This window comes from Kitasatospora sp. NPDC088783 (assembly GCF_044750705.1).
GTDB classification, from domain to species: Bacteria; Actinomycetota; Actinomycetes; order Streptomycetales; family Streptomycetaceae; genus Kitasatospora; species Kitasatospora fiedleri.
The window spans coordinates 898,862-923,884 of sequence record NZ_JBIVKJ010000001.1; the positions used below are offsets into that span (position 1 = coordinate 898,862).

Sequence of the window (25,023 nt, forward strand, 5' to 3'; positions counted from 1 at the left end):
CTCCGTTCCCCCGCAGGTGTGCTGATCCGGTGTCAGTGCGCGCCGCGCCGACTCGACGTGTTCCGTTCAAGCCCCGATTACCTCACCATGGGACCGTTCCGGTGCGCCTACGCGCGTAGCGCGCACCGGTGACGCCCCCACTCACGGCAGAGGAGATCAACAGATGATCAGGGCTTCCAAGGCCGTCCGCCCGACCGCCCTCGCCGCGACCGGCCTGCTGCTCGCCGCCGCCGCCGCGACCGTCCAGCCGCACCCCGCCGCGGCAGCCACCACCCTCCAGGCGCACCCCGCCGCAGCGGCCGCCGCCACCCCCAAGCGGGTGCTGTTCGACAACACCAAGGGCGAGACCGCGGGCAACGCCGACTGGATCATCTCCACCAGCCAGCCCGACCCGCTCGCCCAGAACGCCAACCCCACCACCGAGACCTCCTGGACCGGAGCCCTCTCCGCCTGGGGCGTCGCCCTGCAGAAGGCCGGCGGCTACAGCCTGAAGACCCTCCCGGCGGGCAACACCATCAGCTACGGCACCGGCGGCGCGCTCGACCTCGCCAACTTCGACGCGTTCGTGCTGCCCGAGCCCAACGTCCGGCTCGGCGACGCCGAGAAGACCGCAGTGATGAAGTTCGTGCAGAACGGCGGCGGCCTGTTCCTGATCTCCGACCACACCCAGAGCGACCGCAACAACGACGGCTGGGACTCCCCGAAGATCATCAACGACCTGCTGACCACCAACAGCGTCGACAGCACCGACCCGTTCGGCTTCTCCGTCGACCTGCTCAACCTCACCACCGACAACCCGCGCGCGATCACCGACACCACCGACCAGGTGCTGAACGGCCCGTTCGGCAAGGTCACCGGCTCGATCATCCGCAACGGCACCACCTTCACCCTCAAGCCCGCCGACAACCCGAACGTCAAGGGCCTGCTCTACCGCACCGGCTACAGCGGCAGCACCGGCGCCGCCTTCGCCACCTCCACCTTCGGCAGCGGCCGGGTCGCCGTCTGGGGCGACTCCTCCCCGATCGACGACGGCACCGGCCAGTCCGGCAACACCCTCTACGACGGCTGGAACGACCCGGCCGGCACCGACGCCGCCCTCGCCCTGAACACCACCGCCTGGCTCACCAAGAGCACCGGCACCGGCACCGGTGGCGGCGGCACCGGCTGCCCCGCCGCCCAGCTGATCACCAACCCCGGCTTCGAGACCGGCTCCACCGCCGGCTGGACCGAGACCAACAGCGACGGCACCAGCACCGTCAACTCCGCTGCCGGTGAGCCCGCCCGCACCGGCGGCTACGACGCCTGGCTCGACGGCAACGGCACCACCACCACCGACACGCTGTCCCAGACCGTCACCCTGCCGACCGGCTGCGGCAGCTACCGGCTGAGCTTCTGGCTGCACATCGACAGCGCCGCCTCCACCACCACCGCCTTCGACACCCTCACCGTCACCGCCAACGGCACCACCCTGGCCGGCTACGACAACACCAAGGCCGCCGCCGGCTACCAGCAGCGCACCTTCGACCTCGCCGCCTACGCGGGCCGGAGCGTGACGTTGAAGTTCACCGGCGCCGAGGACTACACCAAGCAGACCTCGTTCGTCCTCGACGACATCACCGTCGACGTCTCCTGACCCCCGACAGCCGTCGCGGGCACTGCCGTACGGTGCCCGCGACGGCTGTGACGGCCGGGGCTTCCGTGGCGGTTGTGACGGTTGTGGCGGAAACCCCGTTCCCGGGAGCCGCGATCGGATGCATGATGACCGGATGAACGGCACCGACCAGCGCTTCCACGTCATCGTGCTGTCGAACTTCGCCCGGGGCTTCGACAAGTACGCGCTCGCCTACGGCAAGGCGGGAATCCCGGAGAGCACCCACCCGGACCGGTTCCACCTGCTGACCCGGGCGGAACTGGGCATCGGCACCGCCAAGGCGGGCCGCCTGCTGGCGCGGCTGGCCGTCCCCGGCGACCGGCTGCTGGTGCTGGAGACCGCGGTCGACCCCGACGAACTGCGCCCCAACCAGGTCACCGGCCTCGGCGCCGAGCTGCACCGGGACCGCATCCGGCTGTCGGCCGTCCACGAACTCGACCCGGCGCCGGACGGGAACCCGCCGTCCGGCGAGCCGTTCGTCCTGCGCCCGACCACCGTCGAGGACGCGATGGCCGCCTCGCTGCGCCTCAACCCGGACCTGGCCGACTACGCCGACCTGCGGCCGCGCTCGGTCTCGGTCCTGCCGGTCGCCGCCGCCTACCAGGCCAAGTGCGCGTTCTGCTTCTCCGCCGCCTCGATCTCCAGCGACCAGCCCCCGGCCCGCGTCCCGTGGGACACGGTCGCCTCCTGGCTGGAGCGCGGTCGCGCGGCGGGCGCCGAACGGGCGGTGATCACCGGCGGCGGGGAGCCCACCCTGCTGCCGTTCGACCAGCAGCTGCGGCTGGTGTCCGCCTGCGCCGCCGCCTTCCCCAAGACCGTCCTGATCACCAACGCGCACACCCTGGCCGGGCTCGACCCCGCCGCCCGGGCCGACCGGCTGGCCGCCCTGGCCGCCGCGGGCCTGAGCGTGCTGGCCGTCTCCCGGCACCACCAGGACGACGCCACCAGCGAACGCCTGATGGCACTGCGCACGCCGGTGGGCGAGGTGGCCGACACCTGGCGCGCCGGACGCGACCGCTGGCCCGGGCTGCGGATGCGGCTGATCTGCGTGCTCCAGCACGGCGGCGTCGCCGACCCGGCGGGCGTCGCCGCCTACCTCTCCTGGGCCGCCGCCCACGGCGTCGAGGAGGTCTGCTTCAAGGAGCTCTACGTCTCCACCAGCACCGAGTCGCTCTACCACGACCACGCCGCCAACCGCTGGAGCCGCGACCACCAGGTGTCGCTGTCCGTCGTCACCCGGTTCGCCGAGCAGCACGGCTTCACCGGGACCGGCCGGCTGCCCTGGGGCGCGCCGGTCCTCGACGGCAGCTGGGACGGCCGCCCGATGCGGATCGCCGCCTACACCGAACCCAGCCTGCTCTGGGAACGCACCCACGGCACCGTCCGCAGCTGGAACGTCCTGGCCGACGGACGCTGCTACGCCTCCCTGGAGGACCGGGCCAGCGAGATCCACCCGGCACCCGAGGGGGCGGCGGCATGAGGCCCGACGGCACGAGGTCCGACGCCTTCCAGGAGTTCCAGCAGTTCCGGCAGGAGCGGCTCGACGCCGACCCGTCCCTGCTGGACGCCGCCGAGACCAACGTCTACCGGGCGCTCGCCCCGCTGCGCCCCGCGCCGCCCGAGGACGCCGACACCCGGACGGTGTACCGCTGCGACCTCGCCCGCACCTGGCTGCGCCGGTACGACCTGCCGGCGGAGTGGTCCCGCCGCGCCATGGTCGGCCGCGGCGTCCGGCACGGGCTCGGCCTGCTCTTCCCCCGGCTGCGCGCCCGGCGGGCCCGGCTCTGGCTGCCCGCCGACGTCTACCCGGTCTACTTCGACCTGGCCCGCGCCGCCGGACTCGCCCCCGACTCCTACCCGACCCTGCCCGCCCCCGTCCTGCCGCGGTCCGCACCGGACGGCGACCGCCCCGAGTACCTGCTGCTCGCCAACCCCAGCAAGCCGCTCGGCCGCCACCTCACCGACCCCGAGTGCGCCGAACTGACCGCCTGGCTGGAACGGTCGCCGCACCGCCGCCTGCTGATCGACGCCGTCTACGACCTGGGCACCCCGTTCGCCCCCGGCACCCGGCGCCTGCTGGAGACCGGCCGGGCGGTCCTGCTGCACTCCGTCACCAAGGGCTGGCTCCGGCCCCGCACCTTCGGCATCGTCCTGCTCGGCCCCGACGAGCCCGAACTCGCCGACGCCTTCCGGGCCGACCGGCCCGGCCCCGCCCGACTGGCCCTCGCCGAAAGCCTGTTGACCGACCACGCCGACACCCCCCGGCAGGTCGCCGCCGCCCTGGACGCCCGCGCCGAACGGCTCTTCGCCCGGCTCCCGGACGCGGTCCGCGCCGCGATCCCCACCGCCAGCCGCACCAGCCCGGGCAACTACTTCTTCCCCGTCGACACCCCGGCCGAGACCCTCCGCCGCGACCACGGCCTGCTCGCCCTCCCGGCCACCGCCTTCGGCGAGACCCCCTGGCCCGGCTCCGTCCTGACCAGCCTGGCCGACGCGTTCGGCCCCACCCCGGAGGCCACCCGATGAAACCGCTGCAGGACCTCGCCGTCTACGACGACGCCGACTTCTACGACCGGGAGTTCGCCACCCGCACCCACGACGTCCCGTTCTTCCTCGACCGGGCCGTCCGGGCCGGCGGTCCGGTCCTCGAAGTGGCCTGCGGCACCGGCCGCCTCACCCTCCCGATCGCCCGCGCGGGCGTCGACATCACCGGCCTCGACGTCATGCCCTCGATGCTCGCCCGGGCCCGCCGCCGCTCCGCCGCCGAGCAACTGCCCGTCACCTGGCTCGAACAGGACTGCCGCGACATCCGCACCGACCGCCGCTTCGCCCTGGTCTTCTCGGCCACCAACGCGATGCAGCACCTGCACGACCTGGACTCCGTCCTCGCCTTCCTCACCTCGGCCCGCGACGTCCTGCGCCCGGACGGCACCCTGCTCCTGGACGTCTTCAACCCCGCCCCGGCCAAGCTCTCCCGGCTCCCAGACGCCCCCTACCACCACAAGTCCGTCACGGACCTGGACGGCACCGAACTCGACGTCCGCGCCGCCACCGGCTACGACGCCGCCACCCAGGTCCTGCACTTCACCCTCGACTACCTGCGCGAGGGCGAGCGCGTCCGCACCAAGAAGGTCAGCATGCGCTGCTTCTTCCCCGAGGAACTGCTCGCCCTCTGCCGCCTGGCCGGCCTCGACGTCACCGACCGCCACGGCGACTACGACGCGTCCCCGTTCACCGGCACCTCGCCCAAGCAGATCCTGCTCTGCCGCCCGGCCCCCCGCCGCTGAACCGCCGCCCGGCACCTCACCGCCCGGCCAGCACCTCCAGCAGCCTGGTCAGCGACGTCCCCAACCCCCAGCGCCCGGCCAGCCACTCCAACCCCTCCGGATCGCGCGGCACCCGCGGCAACTCCGGCTCGAACGCGGGCAGCGGCACGTCCCTGGCCACCCGCACCACCGTCGGCGCCACGTCCAGGTAGGGGGCCGCTTCGAGGATGTTCCGGCGGCGGGCCGGGGTGAGCCCGGAGGCCGGGTCGGCGGCGGCCGCGCGGACGCCCGCCAGGTCGCCGTACTCCTGGACCAGCTGCGTCGCGGTCTTCTCGCCGATGCCCTTCACGCCCGGCAGCCCGTCGCTGGCGTCCCCGCGCAGGGCGGCGAGATCGGCGTACGAGGAGCCCGGGACGCCGTACTTCCCGCGCAGCGCCGCGTCGTCCATCGTCAGCGCCGAGCCGATGCCCTTCGCCGGGTAGAGCACCGTCACCGCGCGGGCGTCGTCGACCAGTTGGAACAAGTCCCGGTCGCCGGTGACGATCTGCACCGGGCCGGTGGCGCGGGTCGCCAGGGTGCCGATCACGTCGTCGGCCTCGTAGTCGGGCACGCCGACGCGGGCGATGCCGAGTGCGTCCAGCACCTGTTCGATCACCGGGACCTGGGGGGCCAGCGTGTCCGGGACCTCCTCCGCGCCGTCCCGGGCGGCCTCGGCGACCCGGTGGGTCTTGTAGGTCGGGATCAGGTCGACCCGCCACTGCGGGCGCCAGTCGGCGTCCATGCAGGCGACCAGCTGGTCCGGGCCGTGGTCGTGGACCAGGCGGGAGATGAAGTCGAGCAGGCCGCGCACCGCGTTCACCGGCTCGCCCTGCGGGGAGCGGAGCGAATCCGGGACGCCGAAGTAGGCGCGGAAGTAGAGGCTCGCGGTGTCCAGCAGCATCAGCCGGGGCGCGGTCGGGACACTCGGTGCGGTCGGTGCGGTCACCCCCCGATCATGCCGCATCCCCCCGACGGCCCGGGGCTGATCCGCCGTCAGTGCGGGTGCGGGCCCGCCCGGTGCACCGGGCCGTGCGCGTCCGCGCAGTGCTCGCGGGCCTCCTCCTCGGCCGCCGCGGCCGCGCTGTTCGGGGCGATCTGCAGCAGCCCGTCCCGGTCGTCCTCGCCGAGGTGGTCGACCTGGAGGGTGGCGTGGGTGATCCGGTACTCCTCGCGCAGCCGGCGCTGGAGCCCGCGCCGCACCGCGTGGCAGTCGCCGCCCGGGGCGACCAGGATGTGCGCCGACAGCGCGGGCTGGTTGGAGGTGATCTCCCAGATGTGCAGGTCGTGGACCTCCTCCACCTGCGGCGCGGCCACCAGCCGGTCCGCCACCTCGTCCGGGTCGATCCCGGCCGGCGCGGCCTCCAGGAAGATCCGCGCCGAGTCCCGCACCAGCCCGGTCCCGGCCCGCAGCATCAGCGCCACCACCACCAGCGAGGCGATCGCGTCCGCCCGGACGAACCCGGTGAACAGCACCACCGCGCCCGCCACCGCCGTCGCGACGAACGCGTACAGGTCGGTCAGCACGTGCTGGAAGGCGCCCTCCACGTTCAGCGAGGACCGGTTCGCCTTCGACAGGCACCAGGTCGCCGCGACGTTCACCACCACGCCCACCAGCGCCGTCACCAGCACCAGCGACCCCTGCACCTCCGGCGGCGAGACCAGCCGGGTCACCGCCTCGTAGCCCAGCCAGGCCGACAGCACCAGCAGCGTCACCCCGTTCGCCTGCGCGGAGAGGATCTCGGCCCGCTTCAACCCGTACGTGTAGCCGCCGCGCGCCGGACGCGCCGCCAGCCGCATCGCCACCAGGGCCAGCCCGATCGAGGCGGCGTCGGTCAGCATGTGCGCCGCGTCCGAGATCAGCGCCAGCGAGCGGGCGGCGAAGCCGACCACCACCTCGCCCGCCATGAACGCCACCAGCAGGACCAGCGCGCTCCACAGCCACCTGCGGTCCGCGTCCGCCGCCACCGCGTGGCCGTGCCCGGCGTGCGATCCGTGCCCGTGGTCGTGCTGGTGGTCACTGCCGTGGTCGTGCTCGTGCTCGGCCATCGGGGTCCCTCCGCTCTGGTGTCCGCACCGGAAGTGAACCCCAGATCGGAGGAAGATCCAAAGGCTGCACTGGTGACCGTTGTCGTTCTCCGGTACGCCACCCGGGCCGGGTAGGGTGCGCGGCGCATCCGCGCAGCTCGCGCGGTGATCGGGCGGGGGAGTGGACGTGGTGGCAGGGGACGCGGTGACGGGGGACGCGGTGGAACGGGTGCCGCTCACGGTGATCGCCCGCGAGTGGGGCCGGATCGGCGTCCTGGGCTTCGGCGGCCCGCCCGCGCACATCCTGCTGCTGCGCCGCCTCTGCGTGGAGCGGCGCGGCTGGATCGCCGCGAGCGAGTTCGAGGACGGCATCGCCGCCACCAACCTGCTGCCCGGACCGGCCTCCACCCAGCTGGCGATCCTCACCGCCTGGCGGCTGCGCGGCACCGCCGGGGCGCTGGTCGGCGGCGCGGCGTTCATCCTGCCCGGACTGGCGCTGATCCTGCTGCTGTCCGGGCTGTTCCTGGCGGGCGACCCGCCGCGCTGGGCGCTCGGTGCCGCCGCGGGCGCGGGCGGAGCGGTCGCCGCCGTCGCCGTCCAGGCCGCCGCCACCCTCGTCCCGGCCAGCCTGGCGCGCTCCGGCCCCGGCCCGGCCCGGGTCCGCTGGACCGCCCACCTGCTGCTCGGCGCCGCCGCCGCGATCCTCACCGGGCCGTGGCTGGTGCTGGTCCTGCTGGCCACCGGCGCCGCCGAGATCGCCTTCCGCCGACGCGGGCACCGGCGCGGGCCCCGGCGCGAGCGCGAACGCGGGCGCACGGGTGCGGAGGAAACCAGCCCAACGGGGGACGCCGCGCTGGGCCGACCGGACGCGGACCCGCCGCGCGCGCCCGGCACCCCCCGGCGGTCCCCGCGCCCCGCGCCGCCGCTGCTGGTGCCCGGCCTCGCCGCGACCGGCGGCCCGGGCGCGCTCGCGCTGGCCTGGGTCGCGCTCAAGGTCGGGGCGCTGTCCTACGGCGGCGGCTTCGTGATCATCCCGCTGATGCAGCAGGACGCCGTCGGGCGCTACCACTGGATGACCGACGGCCAGTTCCTGAACGCCGTCGCGCTCGGCCAGCTCACCCCCGGCCCGGTGGTGCAGACCGTCTCGGTGGTCGGCTACGCCGCCGCGGGCGTCCCGGGCGGGCTGCTCGCCGCGGCGGTGGCCTTCGCGCCGTCCTTCCTGTTCGTGCTGTTCGGCGCGGCGCACTTCGACCGGCTGCGCGCCGACACCGCCGTCCAGGACTTCCTCACCGGCGCCGGCCCCGCCGTCATCGGCGCGATCGCCGGCTCCGCCCTCCCGCTCGCCCTGGCCCTCGGCCGCCCCTGGCAGTACGCGGTGCTGGCCCTCGCCGCGCTCTGGCTGCTGGTGCTGCGCCGGGGCGTGGTGCCCTGCCTGCTCGGCGCGGCGGGCCTCGGGGTGCTCGCCGCCGTGACCGGGGTCGCGCTGCCCTGAGCCGGGGCGGCCCCCGCTCCCGGGGCGGACGTCTCAGCGGCTGGGGGAGGCAGCGGCCCCCGGGACGACCGGTCCGACCGGGACGACGACCGGTCCGACCGGCACGACCGGGACGACGACCGGTTCGGCCGGGGCGGTGAGCGGGGCCAGCCGGGTCGCGTGCACCAGGGCGCGGGCCACCCGCAGGTCCTCGCCCTGCTCGGGGTGCCACTGGACGCCGACGGTGAAGCCCGCGCCCTCGACCGCCTCGACGGTGCCGTCCTCGGCGTACGCGCTGACGGTCAGGCCCTCGCCGAGCCGGGCCACCGCCTGGTGGTGGAAGGTCGGGACGGAGAGCGACTCCTCCGGCAGCAGGTCCGCGAGCAGCGTGCCGGGGACCGGCCGGACCGGGTGCCGCCCGTACTCGCCGGGCGCGCCGACGTGGCTCAGCTCCTCGCCGACCACGTCCGGCAGGTGCTGGATCAGCGAGCCGCCGCACACCACGTTCAGCAGCTGCATGCCCCGGCAGATGCCCAGCAGCGGGGTGCCGGCGGCGAGCGCGGCGCGGATCAGCGCGGCCTCCCACAGGTCGCGCTCGGGGGCGCAGGCCACCGTCAGCGGGTGGGGGCGCTCGCCGTACAGGGCCGGGTCGACGTCCTCGCCGCCCGCGATCACCAGGCCGTCCAGCCGGGAGACCACGGCCGCGGCGTGCTCCGGGGCGTCCGGCGGCAGCATCAGGGCGATCCCGCCGGCCTCGCGCACCAGCTCGGGGTAGCGCGCGGGGAGCAGCGCGGAGCGGATGGTGTCCCACCGCCCCCAGGCGGCGTCGGTGAGGAAGGTGCTGATGCCGATCACGGGGCGAGAAGTCATGGCGCGCATTCTGCCGCCCGTGCACGCCCCCCGCCGGGCGACCCACCACCCGCACGCGCCCCTTCAGGCGCGTGGAGCACAGCTCGCGCCCCCCACGGTCGCCCCGGCCCGCCGCCGCCGTGGCCGGAACCCCTCCGGAACTCCTCCGGAACCGCTCCGAGAGGCCCCGGGGAGGCGCGAGCGGACGATTCTCACCGGAATCTCATCGCCGGACACCCGTTTGCGGCCCCGCGCTGATTTCCCGCTTATCCGCAGCCGCCTAGGGTCTCTACCGTGAGCGAGCAGCAGATTCCGGCCGGGTGGTACCCGGACCCCGTCGACACCGACAGCGACCCCCGCCCCCAGCGCTGGTGGGACGGCAAGGGTTGGACCGCCGAGACCCGCCCGGCCCCCGCCGACGCCGCGCCCGCCCCGGGCCCGGACGCCGGGGCCGGGGCGGCCGGCCCCGAGGACACCGCCGTCCTGGAGGGCACCGTGCTGAACGCCTCCGGGCAGACCGTGCACTACCCCCCGCTGCCCCCGTACGCCGGGCAGTTCGCGGCGGCCGAGCCGCCCCGCCGCAAGCCGTCCAAGCCGGTCCTGGTGGCCGCCTCGGTCGCCGCCGTGCTCGGCCTCGCGATCGGCTCCGGCGTCACCTACCTGGTGATGGACGGCCACCGGGACGGCACCAAGTCCACGGCCGCCTCCAGCTCGGACGGGCACCGCTACGGCGGAAACGGCGGCACCGGCGGGAACGGCAGCAACGGCAACGGGAACGGCAACGGCAACGGGAAGGCCAACCCCAGCGACCCGTTCGGCTTCGGCTTCGGCGGCGGCAACGGGAACGGCGGCACCGGCGGCACCGGTGGAAACGGCCAGGGCAATGGCCAGGGCAACGGCAACGGGAGCGGGACGAACGCCAAGGCCGCCATCGACATGGTCAACGGGATCTCGCTGCCGATCCCGAGCGGCTGGACCGGCGGCACCAGCACGGAGGGCTACGCCGGCATCTCCACCGGCAGCTACACCTGCGTCGACGGCTCGGACAACTGCTCGCTGGGCGGGGTGTCCACCAGCAAGATCAGCGGCACCGACGCCAAGCAGGCCGCGCAGCAGGACATCGCCGCCGCCGCGAAGGATTCCTACGGCGACCTGAACGGCCACAAGGAGCTGAAGAACGAGGCGGTCACGGTGGCCGGCCGCTCCGGCTACCTGGTGCGCTGGCAGGTCGACGCGGCGAAGGGCAACCCGGGCTACGTGGAGACGGTGGTCTTCCCGACCGCCGACGGCAAGGCGCTGACCGCCGTCCACTTCGGCTTCGACATCGCCGACAAGGCGCCCGGCCTGGACCAGATGGACAGCATCCTGCAGGGCATCACCAAGGTCGACCCCGGCTCCCTCCAGGGCGGCGGTGGCGGCACCACCACCTGACCGCCGCACCCTCCGCCGGCCGCGGCCCGGCGTGCCGCTCCCTCCCGTCCGGGGGAACGGCGCGCCGGGCCGCGGCCGTACCGCGGGGCGGGTCAAATCCCGTCGCGCAGCAGGGTGTTGAGCCGGGCGGCCTGCCGTATCAGGTGGTCCCGCTCGGCCTGCGTGCCGGCCGCGCGGGCGGCCCGGGCGTACAGCTCGGCTGCGGTCGGCAGGTCGCCGGCCCGCTCGTGCAGGTACGCGCGGGCGGCGGTGTGCCGGGGCAGCGCGTCGTCCAGCGCGGCGAGCGCGGCCAGGCCCGCGCGGGGGCCGTCCGCCTCGCCGACCGCGACGGCCCGGTTCAGCCGCACCACGGGGCTGTCCGTCAGCGCGGCCAGCTCGTCGTACCACTCGACGATCTGCACCCAGTCCGTCTCGGCGGCGGTCGGCGCGTCCGCGTGCAGGGCGGCGATCGCCGCCTGGGCCTGGAACTCGCCGAGCCGGTCGCGGGCCAGTGCCGCCTGGAGGACGGCGACGCCCTCGGCGATCGCGGCGGTGTCCCAGCGGGTGCGGTCCTGCTCGGCCAGCGGCACCAGGCTGCCGTCCGGCGCGGTCCGCCCGGCCCGGCGGGCGTGGTGCAGCAGCATCAGCGCCAGCAGGCCGGACACCTCCGGGTGGTCGATCCGGGCCGCCAGCTGCCTGGTCAGCCGGATCGCCTCCGCGGCCAGGTCGACGTCCCCCGAGTAGCCCTCGTTGAAGACCAGGTAGAGCACCCGCAGCACCGTCGCCACGTCCCCCGGCCGGTCCAGCCGCACGCCCGAGACGGTGCGCTTGGCCCGGGAGATCCGCTGCGCCATGGTGGCCTCCGGCACCAGGTACGCCGCGGCGATCTGCCGGGTGGTGAGGCCGCCGACCGCGCGCAGCGTCAGCGCCACCGCCGAGGACGCGCTCAGCGACGGGTGCGCGCACAGGAAGTACAGCCGCAGCGAGTCGTCGGTGTCCGGCACCGGGCCGGGCCCGGGCTGCTCGTCCACCAGGTCCTCGCGGCGGCGGCGCGCGGTGTCGGCCCGGGCGGCGTCCAGGAAGCGCCGCCACGCGACGGTGACCAGCCAGCCCTTCGGGTCCCGCGGGGGCTCGTCCGGCCAGCGCCGGACGGCCTCCACCAGGGACTCCTGGACGGCGTCCTCGGCCGCCGCGAAGTCGGCCCCGCGACGGACCAGCACGGCCAGCACCTCGGGGGTGAGGACGCGCAGCAGGGCCTCGTCCATCGGCGGGACCGGCGGGGCCGGCGTCACCGACGGGTCCGGCGGCTCCGGCCGGTCCCGCCGGACCGGCGGGTTCGGCGGCGAGGACACCGGGGTCACTCCGTGACGGTCGGCGGCTCGGACATGAACGGGCGCAGCTCCAGCCACTCGTGGATGGGCTCGCCGCCCGCGCCCGGCGCCGCCGACAGCTCCGCGGCCAGCTCCAGGGCCCGCTCGTAGCTGTCCACGTCGATCACCATCCACCCGGCGATCAGGTCCTTGGTCTCGGCGAACGGCCCGTCGGTGACCGGCGGCCGGCCCTCGCCGCCGTACTGCACCCACGTCCCCTCGGGCGCGAGCGCCTGGGCGTCCACGAACTCGCCGCTCTGCTCCAGCTTCGCCGCGAAGTCGCGCATGTACTGGATGTGGGCGGTGACCTCCGCGGGCGTCCACCGGTCCATCGGGACGAAGCCCTCGGGGGCCGGCGCGCCGCGGTAGTGCTTCAGCATCAGGTACTTGGCCATCGGTCTCACTCCTAGGTACTGGTGCGGCCCATTGTGGCCGCCTTCACCCCTGGGACGGAGCCGCCGACGGGTTCTCGACACGACCGGCGGAAAAATCTCCGGAAGTTTCTCCGGGTGGTCGTCCGTCGGCCCGGAGCAGCGGGAACGGGTGTTTGACCTCAACCGCGCTTGAAGTCCTGCCGTCTCCGTACGACTCGTACGACTCGTACGACCACCGCTACGACCACCCGTGCGACCCGTGCGGAGCGCCGGTTGCGCACCCGAACCCGGAGGGGAACGTCCGTGACGACCCACCAGGGCTCCGACGCCGAACCCGCCGGTCAGCCCGCCGCCTACTGGACGGGCCTCGCCCACGAGGCGCTGATCGGGTACACCCGGGCCGGGCAGGCCGAGAAGGGCCACACCCGGCCGCAGTTCTGGCTGCTGCGCAACCTGTCGGCGAACGACGTCTCACCCGACGACCGGGGGATGACCCTGGCCGAGCTGCGCCGGGCCATGGCCTCCCACCTCCGGCCCGAGGACGACCCGGCGGCGGAGGCCGGGACCCCGGTGGAACGCGGTTGGCTGAGCCGCGACGCCGAGGACCGGCCGTGGCTCACCCCGGCGGGCGAGCGGGCCCGCGTCGACCCGGCCCGCAACGCGCCCGCGATCCGCGCCGCCCTCCACGCGGGCATCGACGACGCGGACTACGTCGCCACGGTGAAGGTGCTCCAGCGGCTGATCCGCAACGCGGGCGGGACGGCCGCCTGACCGGCCCGCTGACCGAGCCGCGCGGCGGTCGGCCGCGCGGCGCGGAGCCGCCGGAGCTCACAGGAAGGTGTGGCCCTCGCCCCGGTAGGTCGGCACGGTGTCGGTGATCGTGTCGCCCTCGATCAGGTGCAACTGCGGGAAGCGCTCGCACAGTTCGCCCGCCTTCGCGTGCCGGAACCAGACCCGGTCGCCGATCAGCAGGTCGTCCGCGGCCGAGCCCAGCAGCGGCGTCTGCACCTCGCCCGCGCCCTCCTGCGGGTCGTAGCGCAGACCGGCCGGCAGGTACGGGACGGGGGAGCGGTCCGCGCCCGCCGGGCCGGACGCCGGGTAGCCGCCGCCCAGCACCGTCACCACGCCCACCCCGGGGCGCCGCACCACCGGCTGCGCGAACAGCGCCGCCGGACGCCCGTGGAAGGCGCGGTAGTTGTCGAACAGCCGGGGCACGAACAGCCCCGAACCGGCCGCCACCTCGGTCACCGCGCGCTCCGCGACCGTCGACTCCACGCTGCCCGTGCCGCCGCCGTTCACGAACTCCAACTCGGCGACCTCGCGCACCCGTCGGACCACCTCGGCGCGCCGCACCGCCAGCTCCGACCGGGCCTTCGCCTGCATCAGCCGCACCGCCGCCGACCGCAGCGGACGCCCCGGCACCGCGTCCCCGACGCCCGCCACGTGGCCCTCGTACGCCATCAGCCCGACCACCTCGAACCCCCGGCGGCGGCCGACCAGTTCGGCGAACCGGCCGAGCTGCTCGGGCGTCCGCAGCGGCGAGCGCCGCGCACCCACCCGGAGCCGGCCGCCCAGCAGTTGCAGCGAGGTGTCCAGCTCCAGGCAGACCCGCACCGTCGCCGAGCCCTCCCGGGCCGCGTCGATCAGGTCCAACTGCGCCTCGTCGTCCACCACCACGCTGACCTGCCGCGCCAGCTCCGGGTCCGCGGTCAGCCGCCCGAACCCGGCCCGGTCCGCCGACGGGTACGCCAGCAGCACGTCGGTGAACCCGGACTCCACCAGCCACAGCGTCTCCGCCAGGGTGAAGCTCATCACCCCCGCGAAGCCGTCCGTCCCGAGCACCCGCTCCAGCAGCGCCCGGCACCGCACCGACTTCGACGCCACCCGGATCGGCTTCCCGCCCGCCCGCCGCACCAGGTCCGCGGCGTTCGCGTCGAACGCCGCCAGGTCGACGATGGCCAGCGGCGCGTCCAGGTGCGCCGTCGCCCGGTCGTAGCGGGCCCGGTCGGAGACGGTGCCGCTGGTCGCGGCGGTTTCAACGAGTGCCATGGGCGCAGACTGCCACATCCCCCTACTGGGCGGTAGATCCATCGGGCCCCCAATCCCCGGTGTCGCGTCCGCCCGGCCCCCGCCCGGCCGTTGCCGTCAGCGCCGTTGCCGATGTCGCCGGGGTCACCGTCGCCGGGGTCACCGAGGTCACCGCCCAGCGCGCCGCCGCCTCCACCGCCGCCACGCCCTCCGCCCTCTCCCGCCAGCCGTCGGAGAGCACCGCCACCAGCGTCCCGGCCCCCACCGCGCCGGTGCTGTTGACCACCCACCGCCCGGTGGCGCTGCGCGGCAGCCAGCCGTTCTTCAACCGGACCCCGCCCCCGTCCCCGCCCGCCGCCGACACGCCCCACGCCTGCTCGGCCACCACCCGCCCCATCAGCGCGGCCAGCCACTCCCGCCCGGGCAGCGCCCCCGCCGCTGCCCCCGGACCCGCCGCCGGCGCCCCGAAGACCCGTCGCAGCAGCCGCACCCGGTCGCCGGCGGTCGTCCGGGTCAGCCCCCAGTACCCGTCCCGCCCGGCCACGGTCTCCACCAGGCCGAGCGCCCGGTACGCCGCGTCCAGCCCGTCGGCCCCGCCCACCAGCAGGTACAGCTCGCTCGCCGCCGCGTTGTCGCTGCGGACGATCGACAGCTCCGCCAACTCCCGCTGCCCGTCGGTCAGTCCGCCCTCCCCGCCGTGCCGCAGCAGCAGCGCCGCGACCAGGTCGACCTTCACCGTGCTCGCCGTCACGAACAGCCCGCCGCCGCGCACCGCCGCCGCACCCGTCCCGGGCACCACGGCCGCCACCGCCAACCGCCCGCGCCGCTCCACCGGCCACCTCCTCCGCCCGCACCGCCCGCCCGTACCGCCTGCACCAGCCAGGACCGCCCGCCTGCCCGCGCGCCCGCCGCCGGACCCGTCTCCGCGATCCGCCCGAGGTAAACGTGGCATACCCTCACGGGGTGGAGCGCAAGAACATCCCCAACCCCGGGTTCGCCGAGGACGACGGCACCGCCGACCCCGCCCTCGCCGCGGCCCTCGCCGCCTGGCAGCAGGACCCGGCCACCGAGCCCGACCTGCTCGCCGCCCTCACCCCGAGCCGGTTGATGGTGCCCATCGTGGCACTGCTCGGCGAGGTCGAGGTGGGCGCCGACGGGCACAGGCACGAGAAGACCAGCGACATGGCCGTCCCCGTCGTGGAGGCCCCCGACGGCCGCCGCGCCCTGCCCGCCTTCACCTCGCTGGCCACCATGGCCGCCTGGCGCCCGGACGCCCGCCCGGCCCCGACGGTCGCCCCGCAGGCCGCGATGGTGGCCTTCGCCGAGCGCGCCGACACCCTGCTGATCGACCCGGCGGGCCCGGTCACCTACCAGCTGTCCGGCGCCCGCCTGCGCGCCGTCGCGGAGAACCGCCGCCACCTCCCGCCGCACCGCGACCCCGAGGTGCAGCAGGCCCTGCGCACCCTGCTCGCGGCCGAACCCGCCGTCACCGCGGCCCACCTCGCCCCGGACGCCGACGCCGACGCCACCCTGGCCCTGGTCCTGGCCGACCCGGCCGCCGACCCCGCCGCCGTCCAGGCCCTCGCCGCCCGCCTCGGCCCGGCGCTGGCCGCCGACCCGGCCCTCCGCCTCCGCCTCGACCGGGGTCTCCGACTGGCCTTCCTGGCCCGCCACCCGGACCGGCCGCCGTTCTACGCTGCGAACACGAACGAGTGAAGTCGCGCGGCGCCGGTTCGTGTCCGGAGTGGTGCGTTCGGGGGTATGCCGCCCCTCGGTGCGTTGAGGTCTCCCGGGCCCGCTGACGACCCGTCAGCGGGCCCCGCACCGAAGGAGACCCCGTGTTCTCCAGGACCAAGCGGACCGCCTTCTCGGCGGCCCTGGCGTTCGCCGCAGCCACCGCCCTCACCGTCGTCGTACCGAGCGGCGAGGCCTACGCCATCAACCACATCGAGTGCAAGGGCGGCGAGAACTACCTCAAGATCTGGTCCCACCTCGACGGCAAGCAGAGCGTGGACTGCTACGCCAACGCCGGCCGCACGGACTTCGGCAACTGGTGGGTCGACCGGATCTCCGCCGGCAACAACGACCTCATCTACTACGACGCCAACGGCGACTCGGTGAAGATCACGCGCTGGCACGACATCACCTTCCCCAACCACCCGCCCCGGGTGAAGTCCATCCAGATCCTCTGACCCCGCCCGTCCCGTCCCGCCCCGCCGCCCATCGTGGCGGCGGGGCGGGACGGGACGGCGTCCGGGGGCGTCAGCCGGTGATCGGGCGGACGCCCAGGCGGACGTGGTCGACCGCCCAGTACCAGTTGTTGCCCGCGTCGTACATCCGGAACTCCAGGGTGACCGTCCGGGCCCCGGCGGGGACGGCGAACCGGCGGGTGACGAAGGCGTTCTCGGCGTCCTGGCCGGCGTTGTCGTTGCCGGTGGCGTCGCTGCTGTAGAAGAGCAGCCGGGCCTCCTCGCCGGTGTCGAACACCGCCGTCACGGACGCCTTCTGCGGGGCCTCCTGGCGGTAGTGCGAGTCGAAGGCGAGGTACAGCGAGTCGGTGCCGGCCGGGACGGGGACGGCGGGGGAGACCAGGGTGGAGTCGAACCTGCCCCTGGCCGAGGGGGAGCCGGTGTCGTCCCAGTCGTCGGGGTCGGCGACGGCGAGGACGCCCAGGCCGCGGGTGAAGTTGCCGCGGTCCTGCCCGGCGGGGGCGGACCACGCGCGCTTGGTGTGGAAGGTCCACCCCTGGAGGCGGACGGTGCCCTGCGGCATGCCGGGCGCGTTGACCACCGACCAGCCGGCGGGGGCCTGGGCCGTCCAGCCGAGCACGCCGGAGACCGGGACGAGGGCGGGGGCCAGCGACTCGAAGTCCTCGCCGAGCAGGTACCCGGCCATCGACGGGGCGGTGCGCGCCGCCACCTCGCCGTCGGCGACGGCGTACCGGTCGGCGGCCGTGCCGCGCGCGGTGACCAGCAGCCGGGAGGTGGCGGCGGGCGCCGCGGGCACCTGGACCTCCCACTCGGCGTCGGCGCTCGCGCCCGCGGCCAGCGCAGCGGGCGGCGCGGTGACCACGGTCGGGGCCGGCCACCCGGCGGGCAGCAGCGGGGCGAGTTCCAGGGCGGTCAGGTCGGCGGTCGCGGTGAGCCGGGCCTTCAGCCGGGCGGGTCGGCCCGGCAGCAGGACCGCCTCGTCGACGGTCGCGGACGCCGAGCCCAGCGCGACGTCGAGCAGCAGCGGGTCGGCCAGGCCCATCGCCGGGTCGGTGGACCCGACGGCCTGGTGCGGCAGCCGTCCGGCGCGCCGGAACCGGTAGCGGGCGTCGTCCCGGGCGGTGACCACGACGTCGTACCAACCCTCCTTGCCCACCGGCAGGTTGACCACCGCGGACTCGCCCGAGCCGAGCCGCACCTCGCGCTGCCCGCCGCCGTACGCCAGGTCGCCGATGGTCATCACCCGGCTCACCGGCGTCCGGTTGGCGACCTCCACGGCCAGCTGCCACCCGCCGCCGCCGTCCTCGGAGACCGAGGTCTCGTACGAGCCCGTCGCGTCGCCGCGCAGGTGCCACAGCGCGCCGTTCGGGCCGTGCAGGCGCAGGTCGTAGCCGTCGGGGCCGAGCTGCCAGGTGTCGGAGAGCTTGCCCTTGACGCCCACCGTGTAGTGCCGCGGCGCGCTGCCGGGCTCGGGGTAGGCGGCGATCACGGCGCCCTGCCGGCCGGGGTTGGCCAGGTCGAGGGTGAGCACGCCCTTGCGGACCCGGGCCTTGACCTGGAGGTGGTACGGGACGGGCCGGGCGGTGCGGATGCCGCGCTGCTGCCGCGGGGCCGCCTGCGGCTTCGGGACGGTCGGGGCGGGCAGCTTGCCGGTGTCGGTGACCTTCTGCCGGTTGCCGGAGGTGTCGGGCAGCTCCGGCCAGGCCGGGTCCTGCCCGGAGAAGTCGAAGACGTCGGTGAGGTCGCCGGTGACGGCCCGCCGCCAGGGCGAGATGTTCGGCTCGGCGACGCCGAAGCGCCGCTCCAGCAGCCGGATCACCGAGGTGTGGTCGTACACCGTGGAGTCGACCACGCCGCCGCGGGTCCACGGCGAGACCACCACCATCGGCACCCGCACGCCCAGGCCCATCGGGTACGGCCCGGACACCAGGGTCTCCCCGGCGGGCAGCGTCGCCGACCAGCCCAGCGAGCCGTCCGCGTTCCGCACCCGGTAGCGGCCGTCCTGCCCGACCACCCGGTGGTACGTCGAGCCGCCCTTGCCGACCCGCACCACCACCTCGCCGTCCACCGGGACGGTCGACGCGCCGCGCCCGGCGGCCAGCGGCGGGACGGGCGGCAGCTGGTGGTCGAAGAAGCCGCCGTGCTCGTCGTAGTTGAGGATGAACACGGTCTTCGCCCACACCTCCGGGTTGGCGGCCAGCGCCGCCAGCAGCCGGGCGGTGAGGTGCTCGCCGTTCGGCGGCGCGTAGTTGGCGTGCTCGGACAGCGCGGCGGGCGCGACCAGCCAGGACACCTGCGGCAGCCTGTCGTCGCGCACGTCGTTCGCGAACGCCTCGACCAGCGCGTCGCCCATCGCGAACGGGTCGCCCTTCTTCGCCGGGTCGCCGACCGCCCGCAGCCCGCGCTCGTACAGCGCCGAGCCCGGCTTGGCCTGGATGAAGGAGGTGAACCAGGCGAGCGCGTTGTCGTCGAAGTTGTCCAGCGCCTGGTAGGTGCGCCAGCTGACCCCGGCCCGCTCCAGCCGCTCCGCGTAGGTGGTCCACTCGAAGCCCGCGGCGGGCTCGGAGTTGTCGGTCACCGGCGTGTCGCGGACGGTGCCGCCGCTGGTGCCGGTCATCAGGTGCTCGCGGTTGGTGTTGGTGTTGCACTGCACCGAGGCGTAGTACGCGTCGCAGGTGGTGAACACCGAGGCCAGCGCGTGGTAGAAGGGCATGTCGGCCGACTCGTAGTAGCCCTGGCCGAGCCAGCCCGAGGAGCGCCGGGTGACCGAGCCGTCGGCCAGGCCGTCGTTCCAGGCGTTCATCGAGTCGACGTAGCCGAAGGCCGGCGCGCCCTGCTGGTAGGCGCTGGTGTGGGCGGCGTTCATCGGGTACGGCAGCAGGTAGCCCTCGGGCCGGGACGGGTCGGGCTGGTGGAACACCGAGCGGCCGTTGACGCCGCGCACCGCGGCGCGGTCCCCGAAGCCGCGCACGCCGGGCAGGGTGCCGAAGTAGTGGTCGAACGCCCGGTTCTCCTGCATCAGGACGACCACGTGCTGGATGTCCTCCAGCCTGCCGGGTCGGGCGGGGGCGGCCAGCGCCTGACGGACGCTCAGCGGCAGCGCGGACAGCACGGCCGCGGCGGCGGCGCCGCCCAGCAGGGTGCGGCGCGACAGCGCGGGGCTCGGGCGCGACAGTTCGGGACTCATCGGGGGCTCCTCGTGCACGGTGCCGGGCTCCGTTGCTCCCGGCCGTGACCATTGGTAGGCGGCACAGGTGGACTGGACCGGTGCGGCGGATGACGCGCGGATGACACCCGAGGCACAACCTGTACAGACATCTTGGCGGGGCTGTCGCGGATGGCCGGTCCGCCCCGCCCGAGGTAAGCTTCGCAGGCCGATATCAACCCTTACCGAATCTGGAGTGCAGCATGTCCGAGGACGCCACCCTCCCCGAACTCGTCCGGGCCTGGGTCAGCGGCTGGACGGTCTCCCGCGGCGCCGCCGACCCTGCCCCCGAGCCCTGGGGCTGGAGCATCGACGTCGGCCAGGCCCGCCACGTGCGGCGCCACGTGCTGCCCGCCCCCGCCGAGGCGGACGTCCGCAAGCTCGGCGAGTCCGCCGCCCCCTGGACGTGGCTCAAGCTGTTCGCCGAGGAGGAGCGGGTCCTGCCCTGGATCGGCCCCGGCTGGCACCAGGACGCCCCCGGCCACCTGATGACCGTTCACCTGCGCCCCGAGCGGCCCGCCGTCCCGGCCGGCTACCGGATCACCACCTGGAGCCGCGGCGGCACCGTCCGCGCCCTGATCCGCACCGCCGACGGCGCCTTCGCCGCCCGCGGCCAGGTCGGCCTGGCCCCCGCCACCCCGCTCGGCGGCCGGGTCGACGCCCCGCTGCTCGCCGTCGCCGACCAGATCGAGACCGCCCCCGAGCACCGCCGCCGCGGCCTCGGCTCGCTCCTGATGCGCACCCTGCAGAACGAGGCGCACGCGGCCGGCGCGCGCACCGCCGTGCTGGTCGGCACCACCGAGGGCCGCGCCCTCTACACCAGCCTCGGCTGGACGCCGCGCTCCCCGATGGCCGGCTTCTGGTACGACCCCGCGACGCCCACCGACCGCCCGCACGGCGGCTCCTGACGCAGCGGTGCCCGTCCGGAGGAGTGCGGACTCCGGACGGGCACCGGGCGGGATTCGAGCGAGAGTGGGGAAGTGCGGGGAGGGCGGGAGGGGAAGTGCGGGGAGAGCGGGAGGCTCAGGCGGCGATCAGCAGGCTCCGGCGCGGGGCGATCACCCGGCCGTCCGGCAGCAGCTCGCCGGTGTCGTCGAACAGCAGCACCCCGTTGCAGAGCAGGCTCCAGCCCTGCTCGGGGTGGCGGGCGACCGGAACGGCCGCCTCCCGGTCCGCCGAGTCGGCGGGCGGACACTCGGTTCGGTGCTGGCACATCCTTGTACCTCGCTTCGCTGAAAATCTGAGCCGGTTCAGGTGTGAAACGGCGTCAGCCGGGTAGGACGATTGGTCCGCGACCCGACCGACACCAGTGTCCGGCTCCGCGGGCGCTCGCGCAGCCATTTGGTGACATGCGCCACAGAAGAACCCGCGAGATCACCCGAGCGGGTGGGGGACGGTCCGATCCACGCACGAACGGGCCATGCCGGACCGATCCGATCGGATCAGTGCGGCATGGCCCGTCCGGGTGGTGCGGGTCCACTTCCGAGAGTTGTCAACCGGCCGCCGGGTCCGCCGACCCCGGCGGCACGGTCAACCCGATCAACGCAATCGGTGTGATCGGTGTGATCGGTGCGATCAACCGATCAGCGCGGTCGGCCGGGCCGCGGGCGAGCGCTCCAGCCGGGCCAGCAACTCGGCGGCGGGCAGCGCCTGGTGCGCGGCCACCCCGAGCGGGGCGGGGGCCAGCGGGATCAGCAGGTCCTCCCCGGGCTGGCCGCCGTGCAGCCACAGCGCCGAGGCGTAGTGCTCGGGCAGCGGCAGCAGCCGGGGCTCGTACCGCACGGGCGTGCCGTGGGTGAGCTGCCAGGCCTGGCTCAGCGCCCGCACGGTGGAGTCGAGGAACGGGCCGGCGCTCAGGTGGGAGAAGACCGGGCCGTCCGCGCCGTCGACCACCTCGGCGGCGGCCACCACCTCCTCCAGCCCGTCCTCGGTGAACTCCCCGACTGTCAGTGACCCGCGCTCCGCGCGCCGGTCGCCACCGTCGGCGGCCCCGGCCGTGCAGCCGCCGTGCCCGCAGGGCGCGGGTGCCGCGTCGTCGGCGGTGCTCGCGCTGAGCAGGAAGCGCCAGCCCGTGCGGTCGGCCCCGGCCAGCCGGGGCGCGGGCCCGTGCAGGGTGTGGACGGGCAGGGCGAGCAGCGGGCGGAGGCGGCCGGCGCCGCGCGGCGGCACGGCGGCCCAGGGTGGCGCCGCCGCCTCCGCGGGGGCGAGGGCGGAGAGCGCGGCGCGCAGTGCGCCGGCCGGGGGCTGGGGCAGGTGCAGGGTCATGGCTGAGTCGCCTCTCCGTGCGAGATCGGCGCGCCGTTGCGGCATACCGGCACGGCACCGACATGAGGGAGGTCTGGCCGTGTCCGGTTGTGCGTGGGGCGCCGAGTGGGTGGGCGGGTCGTCGACGAGATCCCTCGACATCGGGGGCGACTCGGACGGCCTGGACCGGGCCTGAGCGGCGTGCGAATTCCATTCGAACAGGTGCGCAGGGTGACCTTCATATCACGTTCAGTTGCCCGTTTCAAGTCGGGGAATCGCTGACGGAGCGTCAGGATCACTGTCTCGCGCGGGTGTTCGCATCGTGGGCTATCGATCTTCGACCTGGGCATGATGCTCAGGCACTGTCGACCGAGGGGAGGGAAGGCACCCGTGGGAGAGAAGGTCGTGGCGACCCGGGCGGAGCTGGCCGACCGGCAGCTGTACCGCCGCAAGCTCCAGTCCTGCCTGGACGTGCTGGGGCGGATGCTCAGGGAGGAGCGGTTCGACCGGCCGAAGGCGATGATGGGCCTGGAGATCGAGCTGAACCTGGCCGACGACCGGGGGCTCCCGGTGCTCGGCAACGAGCGGGTGCTGGAGGCGATCTCCTCCCCCGACTTCCAGACCGAGCTGGGCCGGTTCAACATCGAGGTCAACGTCGCCCCGCGCCGCCTGGGCGGCCACGTGTTCGAGGACCTGCGGGAGGAGCTCGACACCGGCCTGCGCTACGCCGACCGCCGGGCCGCCGACGCGGGGGCCCGGATCGTGATGGTCGGCATCCTGCCGACCCTCGGCCTCGAACACGCCGGGCTGGACGCGATGAGCCGCAACAACCGCTACAGCCTGCTCAGCGACCAGATCATGGCCGCCCGCGGCGAGGACATCGCGCTCGACATCGACGGGGTGGAGCGCCTGGCCGTCGACTCGGTGTCGATGGTCGCCGAGGCCGCCGCCACCTCGCTGCAACTCCACCTCCAGGTCACCCCCGCCCGGTTCGCCTCGGTGTGGAACGCGGCCCAGGCGATCTGCGGCGCGCAGCTCGCGCTCGGCGCCAACTCCCCGTTCCTGTTCGGCCGCGAGCTGTGGCGCGAGACCCGCCCGGTGCTGTTCCAGCAGGCCTGCGACACCCGCTCGGCCGAGCTCAAGGCGCAGGGCGTGCGCCCCATCACCTGGTTCGGGGAGCGCTGGGTCGACTCCGCGCTCGACCTGTTCGCCGAGAACCTGCGGTACTTCCCGGCCCTGCTGCCGATCTGCGACGACGAGGACCCGGTCAAGGTGCTGGCCTCCGGCGGCGTGCCCCGGCTCGGCGAGATGCGGCTGCACAACGGCACCGTCTACCGCTGGAACCGCCCCGTGTACGACGTCTCCGACGGCGTCGCCCACCTGCGGGTGGAGAACCGCTGCCTCCCCGCCGGCCCGACCGTCGTCGACACCCTGGCCAACGCCGCCTTCTACTACGGCCTGGTCCGGGCGCTGGCCGAACAGCCCCGCCCGATCTGGACCAGGCTCCCCTTCGAACGGGCCGACCAGAACTTCCAGAACGGCGCCCGGCACGGCATCGACGCCGTCCAGTGGTGGCCCCGCAGCGGCCGCGGCGCCCGTGGCGGGGTCGAACTCCCGGCCACCGACCTGGTGCTGAACGAACTGCTGCCGCTCGCCCACCAGGGCCTGGACGAGTGGGGCATCGAGCCCCGCGACCGGGACCGCTACCTCGGCATCATCGAGCAACGCTGCCTGCGCCGCACCAACGGCGCCGCCTGGCAGGCCGCCACCGTCCACCGGCTGCGCGAGCACCACGGCCTCGGCCCGAACGAGGCGATCGCCGCGATGACCCGCCGCTACATCGAGTGCATGCGCACCGGCGAACCGGTGCACACCTGGCCGGTCGCCTGACCCCGGCCCCCGTCCCCGCGGTGGCCCCGGCCCGCGCGGCGGCGTTTCACGGGAGCCTCATCTTCCTGTGAAAGGATGATCGGCCCGGGGCGGCCGCACGCCCCGGGCCGATCGTCCGCCCCCGGGAGAACCGTGACCACCGCCTCGGCCGAGCCCGCCACCACGCCCCAGACCCCCTCGCGCCGGCTGCTCGCCGCCGAACTGCTGATCGTCCTCGGCCTCTCCCTCGGCGCCAGCGGCATCAGCTCGCTGATCAGCTTCGTCGGCTCGCTCACCGAACCCGCCGCGCTCGGCAGCCAGGTCGCCACCCTCAACGCCTCCCGCGCCCCCGGCCGCCCCTGGCTCGACCTGGCCTGGCAGCTCTACTACGTCGCCCGCGGCCTGATGCCCGTCGTCCTGGTCGGCTACCTGCTGGTCCGCGAGGGCGCCGCGCTGCGCGCCCTCGGCTTCGACCTGACCCGCAAGCTCTCCGACCTCGGCCGCGGCGCGGTGGTCGCGGCCTGCATCGGCGGTTCCGGCCTGGCCCTCTACCTCGGCGCCCAGGCCGCCGGGTTCAACCTCACCGTCGCCCCCTCCGGCCTGCCCGACGTCTGGTGGCGGATCCCGGTCCTGGTCGCCTCCGCCTGGCAGAACGCCATCCTGGAGGAGGTCGTGGTGGTCGGCTACCTGCTGCGCCGGCTGCACCAACTCGGCTGGGGCTGGCCCGCGGCGATCGCCGCCAGCGCGGTGCTGCGCGGTTCCTACCACCTCTACCAGGGCGTCGGCGGCCTGGTCGGCAACATGGTGATGGGCGTGGTCTTCTGCCTGCTCTACCGCCGCTGGCAGCGGGTCGGCCCGCTGGTCGCCGCGCACGCCCTGATCGACACCACCGCCTTCGTCGGCTACGCCCTGCTGGCCGGCCACGTCAGCTGGCTGCCCTGACCCGCCCGTCCCCGCCGCTACGCTCCACGACCCGATACCTGACGCACCGTCACCGCGCGGCGGTAGGGTG

22 protein-coding genes are annotated in these 25,023 nt (G+C 75.0%); 12 read left to right on the plus strand and 10 right to left on the minus strand.

Annotation, left to right across the window (positions count from 1 at the left end; genetic code table 11):
- Positions 1 to 163 precede the first annotated feature (163 nt).
- The 4 genes from ACIP60_RS03945 (at position 164) to ACIP60_RS03960 (ending at position 4,938) form a co-directional block, all read left to right on the plus strand.
- Positions 164 to 1,633 (plus strand): hydrolase, encoded by a 1,470-nt coding sequence (locus tag ACIP60_RS03945; RefSeq protein WP_400679693.1) that lies wholly within the window; start codon positions 164 to 166, stop codon positions 1,631 to 1,633.
- A 133-nt stretch (positions 1,634 to 1,766) separates the two neighbouring features.
- Positions 1,767 to 3,131, plus strand: coding sequence for a radical SAM protein (locus tag ACIP60_RS03950; protein WP_400679695.1), 1,365 nt, complete (start codon positions 1,767 to 1,769; stop codon positions 3,129 to 3,131).
- Positions 3,128 to 4,177 carry an aminotransferase class I/II-fold pyridoxal phosphate-dependent enzyme gene (locus ACIP60_RS03955; protein ID WP_400679697.1) on the plus strand — a complete coding sequence of 350 codons (1,050 nt, stop codon included), beginning with the start codon at positions 3,128 to 3,130 and terminating at the stop codon, positions 4,175 to 4,177. The genes ACIP60_RS03950 and ACIP60_RS03955 overlap by 4 nt, the downstream gene beginning before the upstream one ends.
- Positions 4,174 to 4,938, plus strand: a complete 765-nt coding sequence (locus ACIP60_RS03960) for a class I SAM-dependent methyltransferase (RefSeq protein ID WP_400679700.1) — start codon at positions 4,174 to 4,176, stop codon at positions 4,936 to 4,938. The genes ACIP60_RS03955 and ACIP60_RS03960 overlap by 4 nt, the downstream gene beginning before the upstream one ends.
- A gap of 16 nt (positions 4,939 to 4,954) precedes the next feature.
- On the opposite strand, the gene ACIP60_RS03965 is transcribed toward ACIP60_RS03960, so the two are convergent.
- Together ACIP60_RS03965 and ACIP60_RS03970 are read right to left on the minus strand one after the other, a co-directional pair.
- A complete protein-coding gene (locus tag ACIP60_RS03965; protein WP_400679937.1) occupies positions 4,955 to 5,857 on the minus strand; it encodes a 5'-3' exonuclease H3TH domain-containing protein in 903 nt (300 codons plus the stop codon).
- Positions 5,858 to 5,949: 92 nt separating this feature from the next.
- Positions 5,950 to 7,002 carry a cation diffusion facilitator family transporter gene (locus ACIP60_RS03970; RefSeq protein ID WP_400679702.1) on the minus strand — a complete coding sequence of 351 codons (1,053 nt, stop codon included), beginning with the start codon at positions 7,000 to 7,002 and terminating at the stop codon, positions 5,950 to 5,952.
- Positions 7,003 to 7,168: 166 nt separating this feature from the next.
- On the opposite strand from ACIP60_RS03970, the gene ACIP60_RS03975 reads away from it, so the two are divergent.
- Positions 7,169 to 8,473 carry a chromate transporter gene (locus ACIP60_RS03975; protein WP_400679705.1) on the plus strand — a complete coding sequence of 435 codons (1,305 nt, stop codon included), beginning with the start codon at positions 7,169 to 7,171 and terminating at the stop codon, positions 8,471 to 8,473.
- A gap of 33 nt (positions 8,474 to 8,506) precedes the next feature.
- Here the strand turns inward: ACIP60_RS03975 and ACIP60_RS03980 are convergent, their stop codons facing one another.
- On the minus strand, positions 8,507 to 9,322 hold the full coding sequence (locus tag ACIP60_RS03980) for a gamma-glutamyl-gamma-aminobutyrate hydrolase family protein (protein WP_400679708.1): 816 nt from the start codon (positions 9,320 to 9,322) through the stop codon (positions 8,507 to 8,509).
- 273 nt (positions 9,323 to 9,595) lie between these two features.
- On the opposite strand from ACIP60_RS03980, the gene ACIP60_RS03985 reads away from it, so the two are divergent.
- The gene (locus ACIP60_RS03985) at positions 9,596 to 10,732 is read left to right on the plus strand and encodes a DUF2510 domain-containing protein (protein ID WP_400679710.1); all 1,137 of its coding nucleotides are present in this window, start codon (positions 9,596 to 9,598) and stop codon (positions 10,730 to 10,732) included.
- Positions 10,733 to 10,824: 92 nt separating this feature from the next.
- Here ACIP60_RS03985 and ACIP60_RS03990 read toward each other — a convergent pair whose 3' ends face one another.
- Positions 10,825 to 11,976: an RNA polymerase sigma factor gene (locus tag ACIP60_RS03990; protein ID WP_400679940.1), complete on the minus strand. Its 1,152-nt coding sequence runs from the start codon at positions 11,974 to 11,976 to the stop codon at positions 10,825 to 10,827.
- A 92-nt stretch (positions 11,977 to 12,068) separates the two neighbouring features.
- Entirely contained in the window at positions 12,069 to 12,476 is a 408-nt protein-coding gene (locus ACIP60_RS03995; protein ID WP_400679712.1) for a YciI family protein, read from the minus strand.
- A gap of 282 nt (positions 12,477 to 12,758) precedes the next feature.
- On the opposite strand from ACIP60_RS03995, the gene ACIP60_RS04000 reads away from it, so the two are divergent.
- Positions 12,759 to 13,226: a MarR family transcriptional regulator gene (locus ACIP60_RS04000; protein WP_400679714.1), complete on the plus strand. Its 468-nt coding sequence runs from the start codon at positions 12,759 to 12,761 to the stop codon at positions 13,224 to 13,226.
- Positions 13,227 to 13,283: 57 nt separating this feature from the next.
- Here the strand turns inward: ACIP60_RS04000 and ACIP60_RS04005 are convergent, their stop codons facing one another.
- Together ACIP60_RS04005 and ACIP60_RS04010 are read right to left on the minus strand one after the other, a co-directional pair.
- Positions 13,284 to 14,504, minus strand: coding sequence for an alanine racemase (locus ACIP60_RS04005; RefSeq protein WP_100839249.1), 1,221 nt, complete (start codon positions 14,502 to 14,504; stop codon positions 13,284 to 13,286).
- A gap of 22 nt (positions 14,505 to 14,526) precedes the next feature.
- A complete protein-coding gene (locus tag ACIP60_RS04010; RefSeq protein ID WP_400679717.1) occupies positions 14,527 to 15,315 on the minus strand; it encodes a serine hydrolase in 789 nt (262 codons plus the stop codon).
- 131 nt (positions 15,316 to 15,446) lie between these two features.
- Between ACIP60_RS04010 and ACIP60_RS04015 the strand changes: the two genes are divergently transcribed.
- Positions 15,447 to 16,199 (plus strand): SseB family protein, encoded by a 753-nt coding sequence (locus tag ACIP60_RS04015; protein WP_400679720.1) that lies wholly within the window; start codon positions 15,447 to 15,449, stop codon positions 16,197 to 16,199.
- Between the two features lie 122 nt (positions 16,200 to 16,321).
- Positions 16,322 to 16,675: a beta/gamma crystallin domain-containing protein gene (locus ACIP60_RS04020; RefSeq protein WP_400679722.1), complete on the plus strand. Its 354-nt coding sequence runs from the start codon at positions 16,322 to 16,324 to the stop codon at positions 16,673 to 16,675.
- 70 nt (positions 16,676 to 16,745) lie between these two features.
- Here ACIP60_RS04020 and ACIP60_RS04025 read toward each other — a convergent pair whose 3' ends face one another.
- A complete protein-coding gene (locus ACIP60_RS04025; protein ID WP_400679724.1) occupies positions 16,746 to 19,880 on the minus strand; it encodes a phosphocholine-specific phospholipase C in 3,135 nt (1,044 codons plus the stop codon).
- Between the two features lie 221 nt (positions 19,881 to 20,101).
- Between ACIP60_RS04025 and ACIP60_RS04030 the strand changes: the two genes are divergently transcribed.
- Positions 20,102 to 20,806: a GNAT family N-acetyltransferase gene (locus tag ACIP60_RS04030; protein ID WP_400679726.1), complete on the plus strand. Its 705-nt coding sequence runs from the start codon at positions 20,102 to 20,104 to the stop codon at positions 20,804 to 20,806.
- Positions 20,807 to 20,921: 115 nt separating this feature from the next.
- Here ACIP60_RS04030 and ACIP60_RS04035 read toward each other — a convergent pair whose 3' ends face one another.
- Both ACIP60_RS04035 and ACIP60_RS04040 read right to left on the minus strand, forming a co-directional pair.
- Positions 20,922 to 21,113: a DUF5999 family protein gene (locus ACIP60_RS04035; protein WP_100839244.1), complete on the minus strand. Its 192-nt coding sequence runs from the start codon at positions 21,111 to 21,113 to the stop codon at positions 20,922 to 20,924.
- A 360-nt stretch (positions 21,114 to 21,473) separates the two neighbouring features.
- On the minus strand, positions 21,474 to 22,163 hold the full coding sequence (locus ACIP60_RS04040) for a hypothetical protein (protein WP_400679730.1): 690 nt from the start codon (positions 22,161 to 22,163) through the stop codon (positions 21,474 to 21,476).
- 369 nt (positions 22,164 to 22,532) lie between these two features.
- Here ACIP60_RS04040 and ACIP60_RS04045 point away from each other — a divergent pair, with 369 nt between their 5' ends.
- Both ACIP60_RS04045 and ACIP60_RS04050 read left to right on the plus strand, forming a co-directional pair.
- Positions 22,533 to 24,032, plus strand: a complete 1,500-nt coding sequence (locus ACIP60_RS04045) for a glutamate--cysteine ligase (protein WP_400679733.1) — start codon at positions 22,533 to 22,535, stop codon at positions 24,030 to 24,032.
- 132 nt (positions 24,033 to 24,164) lie between these two features.
- Complete coding sequence (locus tag ACIP60_RS04050; RefSeq protein WP_400679735.1) at positions 24,165 to 24,953, plus strand: CPBP family intramembrane glutamic endopeptidase; 789 nt, start codon at positions 24,165 to 24,167, stop codon at positions 24,951 to 24,953.
- Positions 24,954 to 25,023: the final 70 nt, after the last annotated feature.

Coding starts and splice junctions, on each gene's coding strand:
- ACIP60_RS03945 (WP_400679693.1), top strand. CDS start 164: ATGATCAGGGCTTCCAAGGCCGTCCGCCCGACCGCCCTCGCCGCGACC.
- ACIP60_RS03950 (WP_400679695.1), top strand. CDS start 1,767: ATGAACGGCACCGACCAGCGCTTCCACGTCATCGTGCTGTCGAACTTC.
- ACIP60_RS04030 (WP_400679726.1), top strand. CDS start 20,102: ATGTCCGAGGACGCCACCCTCCCCGAACTCGTCCGGGCCTGGGTCAGC.
- ACIP60_RS04035 (WP_100839244.1), bottom strand. CDS start 21,113: ATGTGCCAGCACCGAACCGAGTGTCCGCCCGCCGACTCGGCGGACCGG.
- ACIP60_RS03995 (WP_400679712.1), bottom strand. CDS start 12,476: ATGGCCAAGTACCTGATGCTGAAGCACTACCGCGGCGCGCCGGCCCCC.
- ACIP60_RS03960 (WP_400679700.1), top strand. CDS start 4,174: ATGAAACCGCTGCAGGACCTCGCCGTCTACGACGACGCCGACTTCTAC.
- ACIP60_RS04040 (WP_400679730.1), bottom strand. CDS start 22,163: ATGACCCTGCACCTGCCCCAGCCCCCGGCCGGCGCACTGCGCGCCGCG.
- ACIP60_RS03970 (WP_400679702.1), bottom strand. CDS start 7,002: ATGGCCGAGCACGAGCACGACCACGGCAGTGACCACCAGCACGACCAC.
- ACIP60_RS04025 (WP_400679724.1), bottom strand. CDS start 19,880: ATGAGTCCCGAACTGTCGCGCCCGAGCCCCGCGCTGTCGCGCCGCACC.
- ACIP60_RS03990 (WP_400679940.1), bottom strand. CDS start 11,976: ATGGACGAGGCCCTGCTGCGCGTCCTCACCCCCGAGGTGCTGGCCGTG.
- ACIP60_RS04005 (WP_100839249.1), bottom strand. CDS start 14,504: ATGGCACTCGTTGAAACCGCCGCGACCAGCGGCACCGTCTCCGACCGG.
- ACIP60_RS03965 (WP_400679937.1), bottom strand. CDS start 5,857: ATGCTGCTGGACACCGCGAGCCTCTACTTCCGCGCCTACTTCGGCGTC.
- ACIP60_RS03980 (WP_400679708.1), bottom strand. CDS start 9,322: ATGACTTCTCGCCCCGTGATCGGCATCAGCACCTTCCTCACCGACGCC.
- ACIP60_RS03955 (WP_400679697.1), top strand. CDS start 3,128: ATGAGGCCCGACGGCACGAGGTCCGACGCCTTCCAGGAGTTCCAGCAG.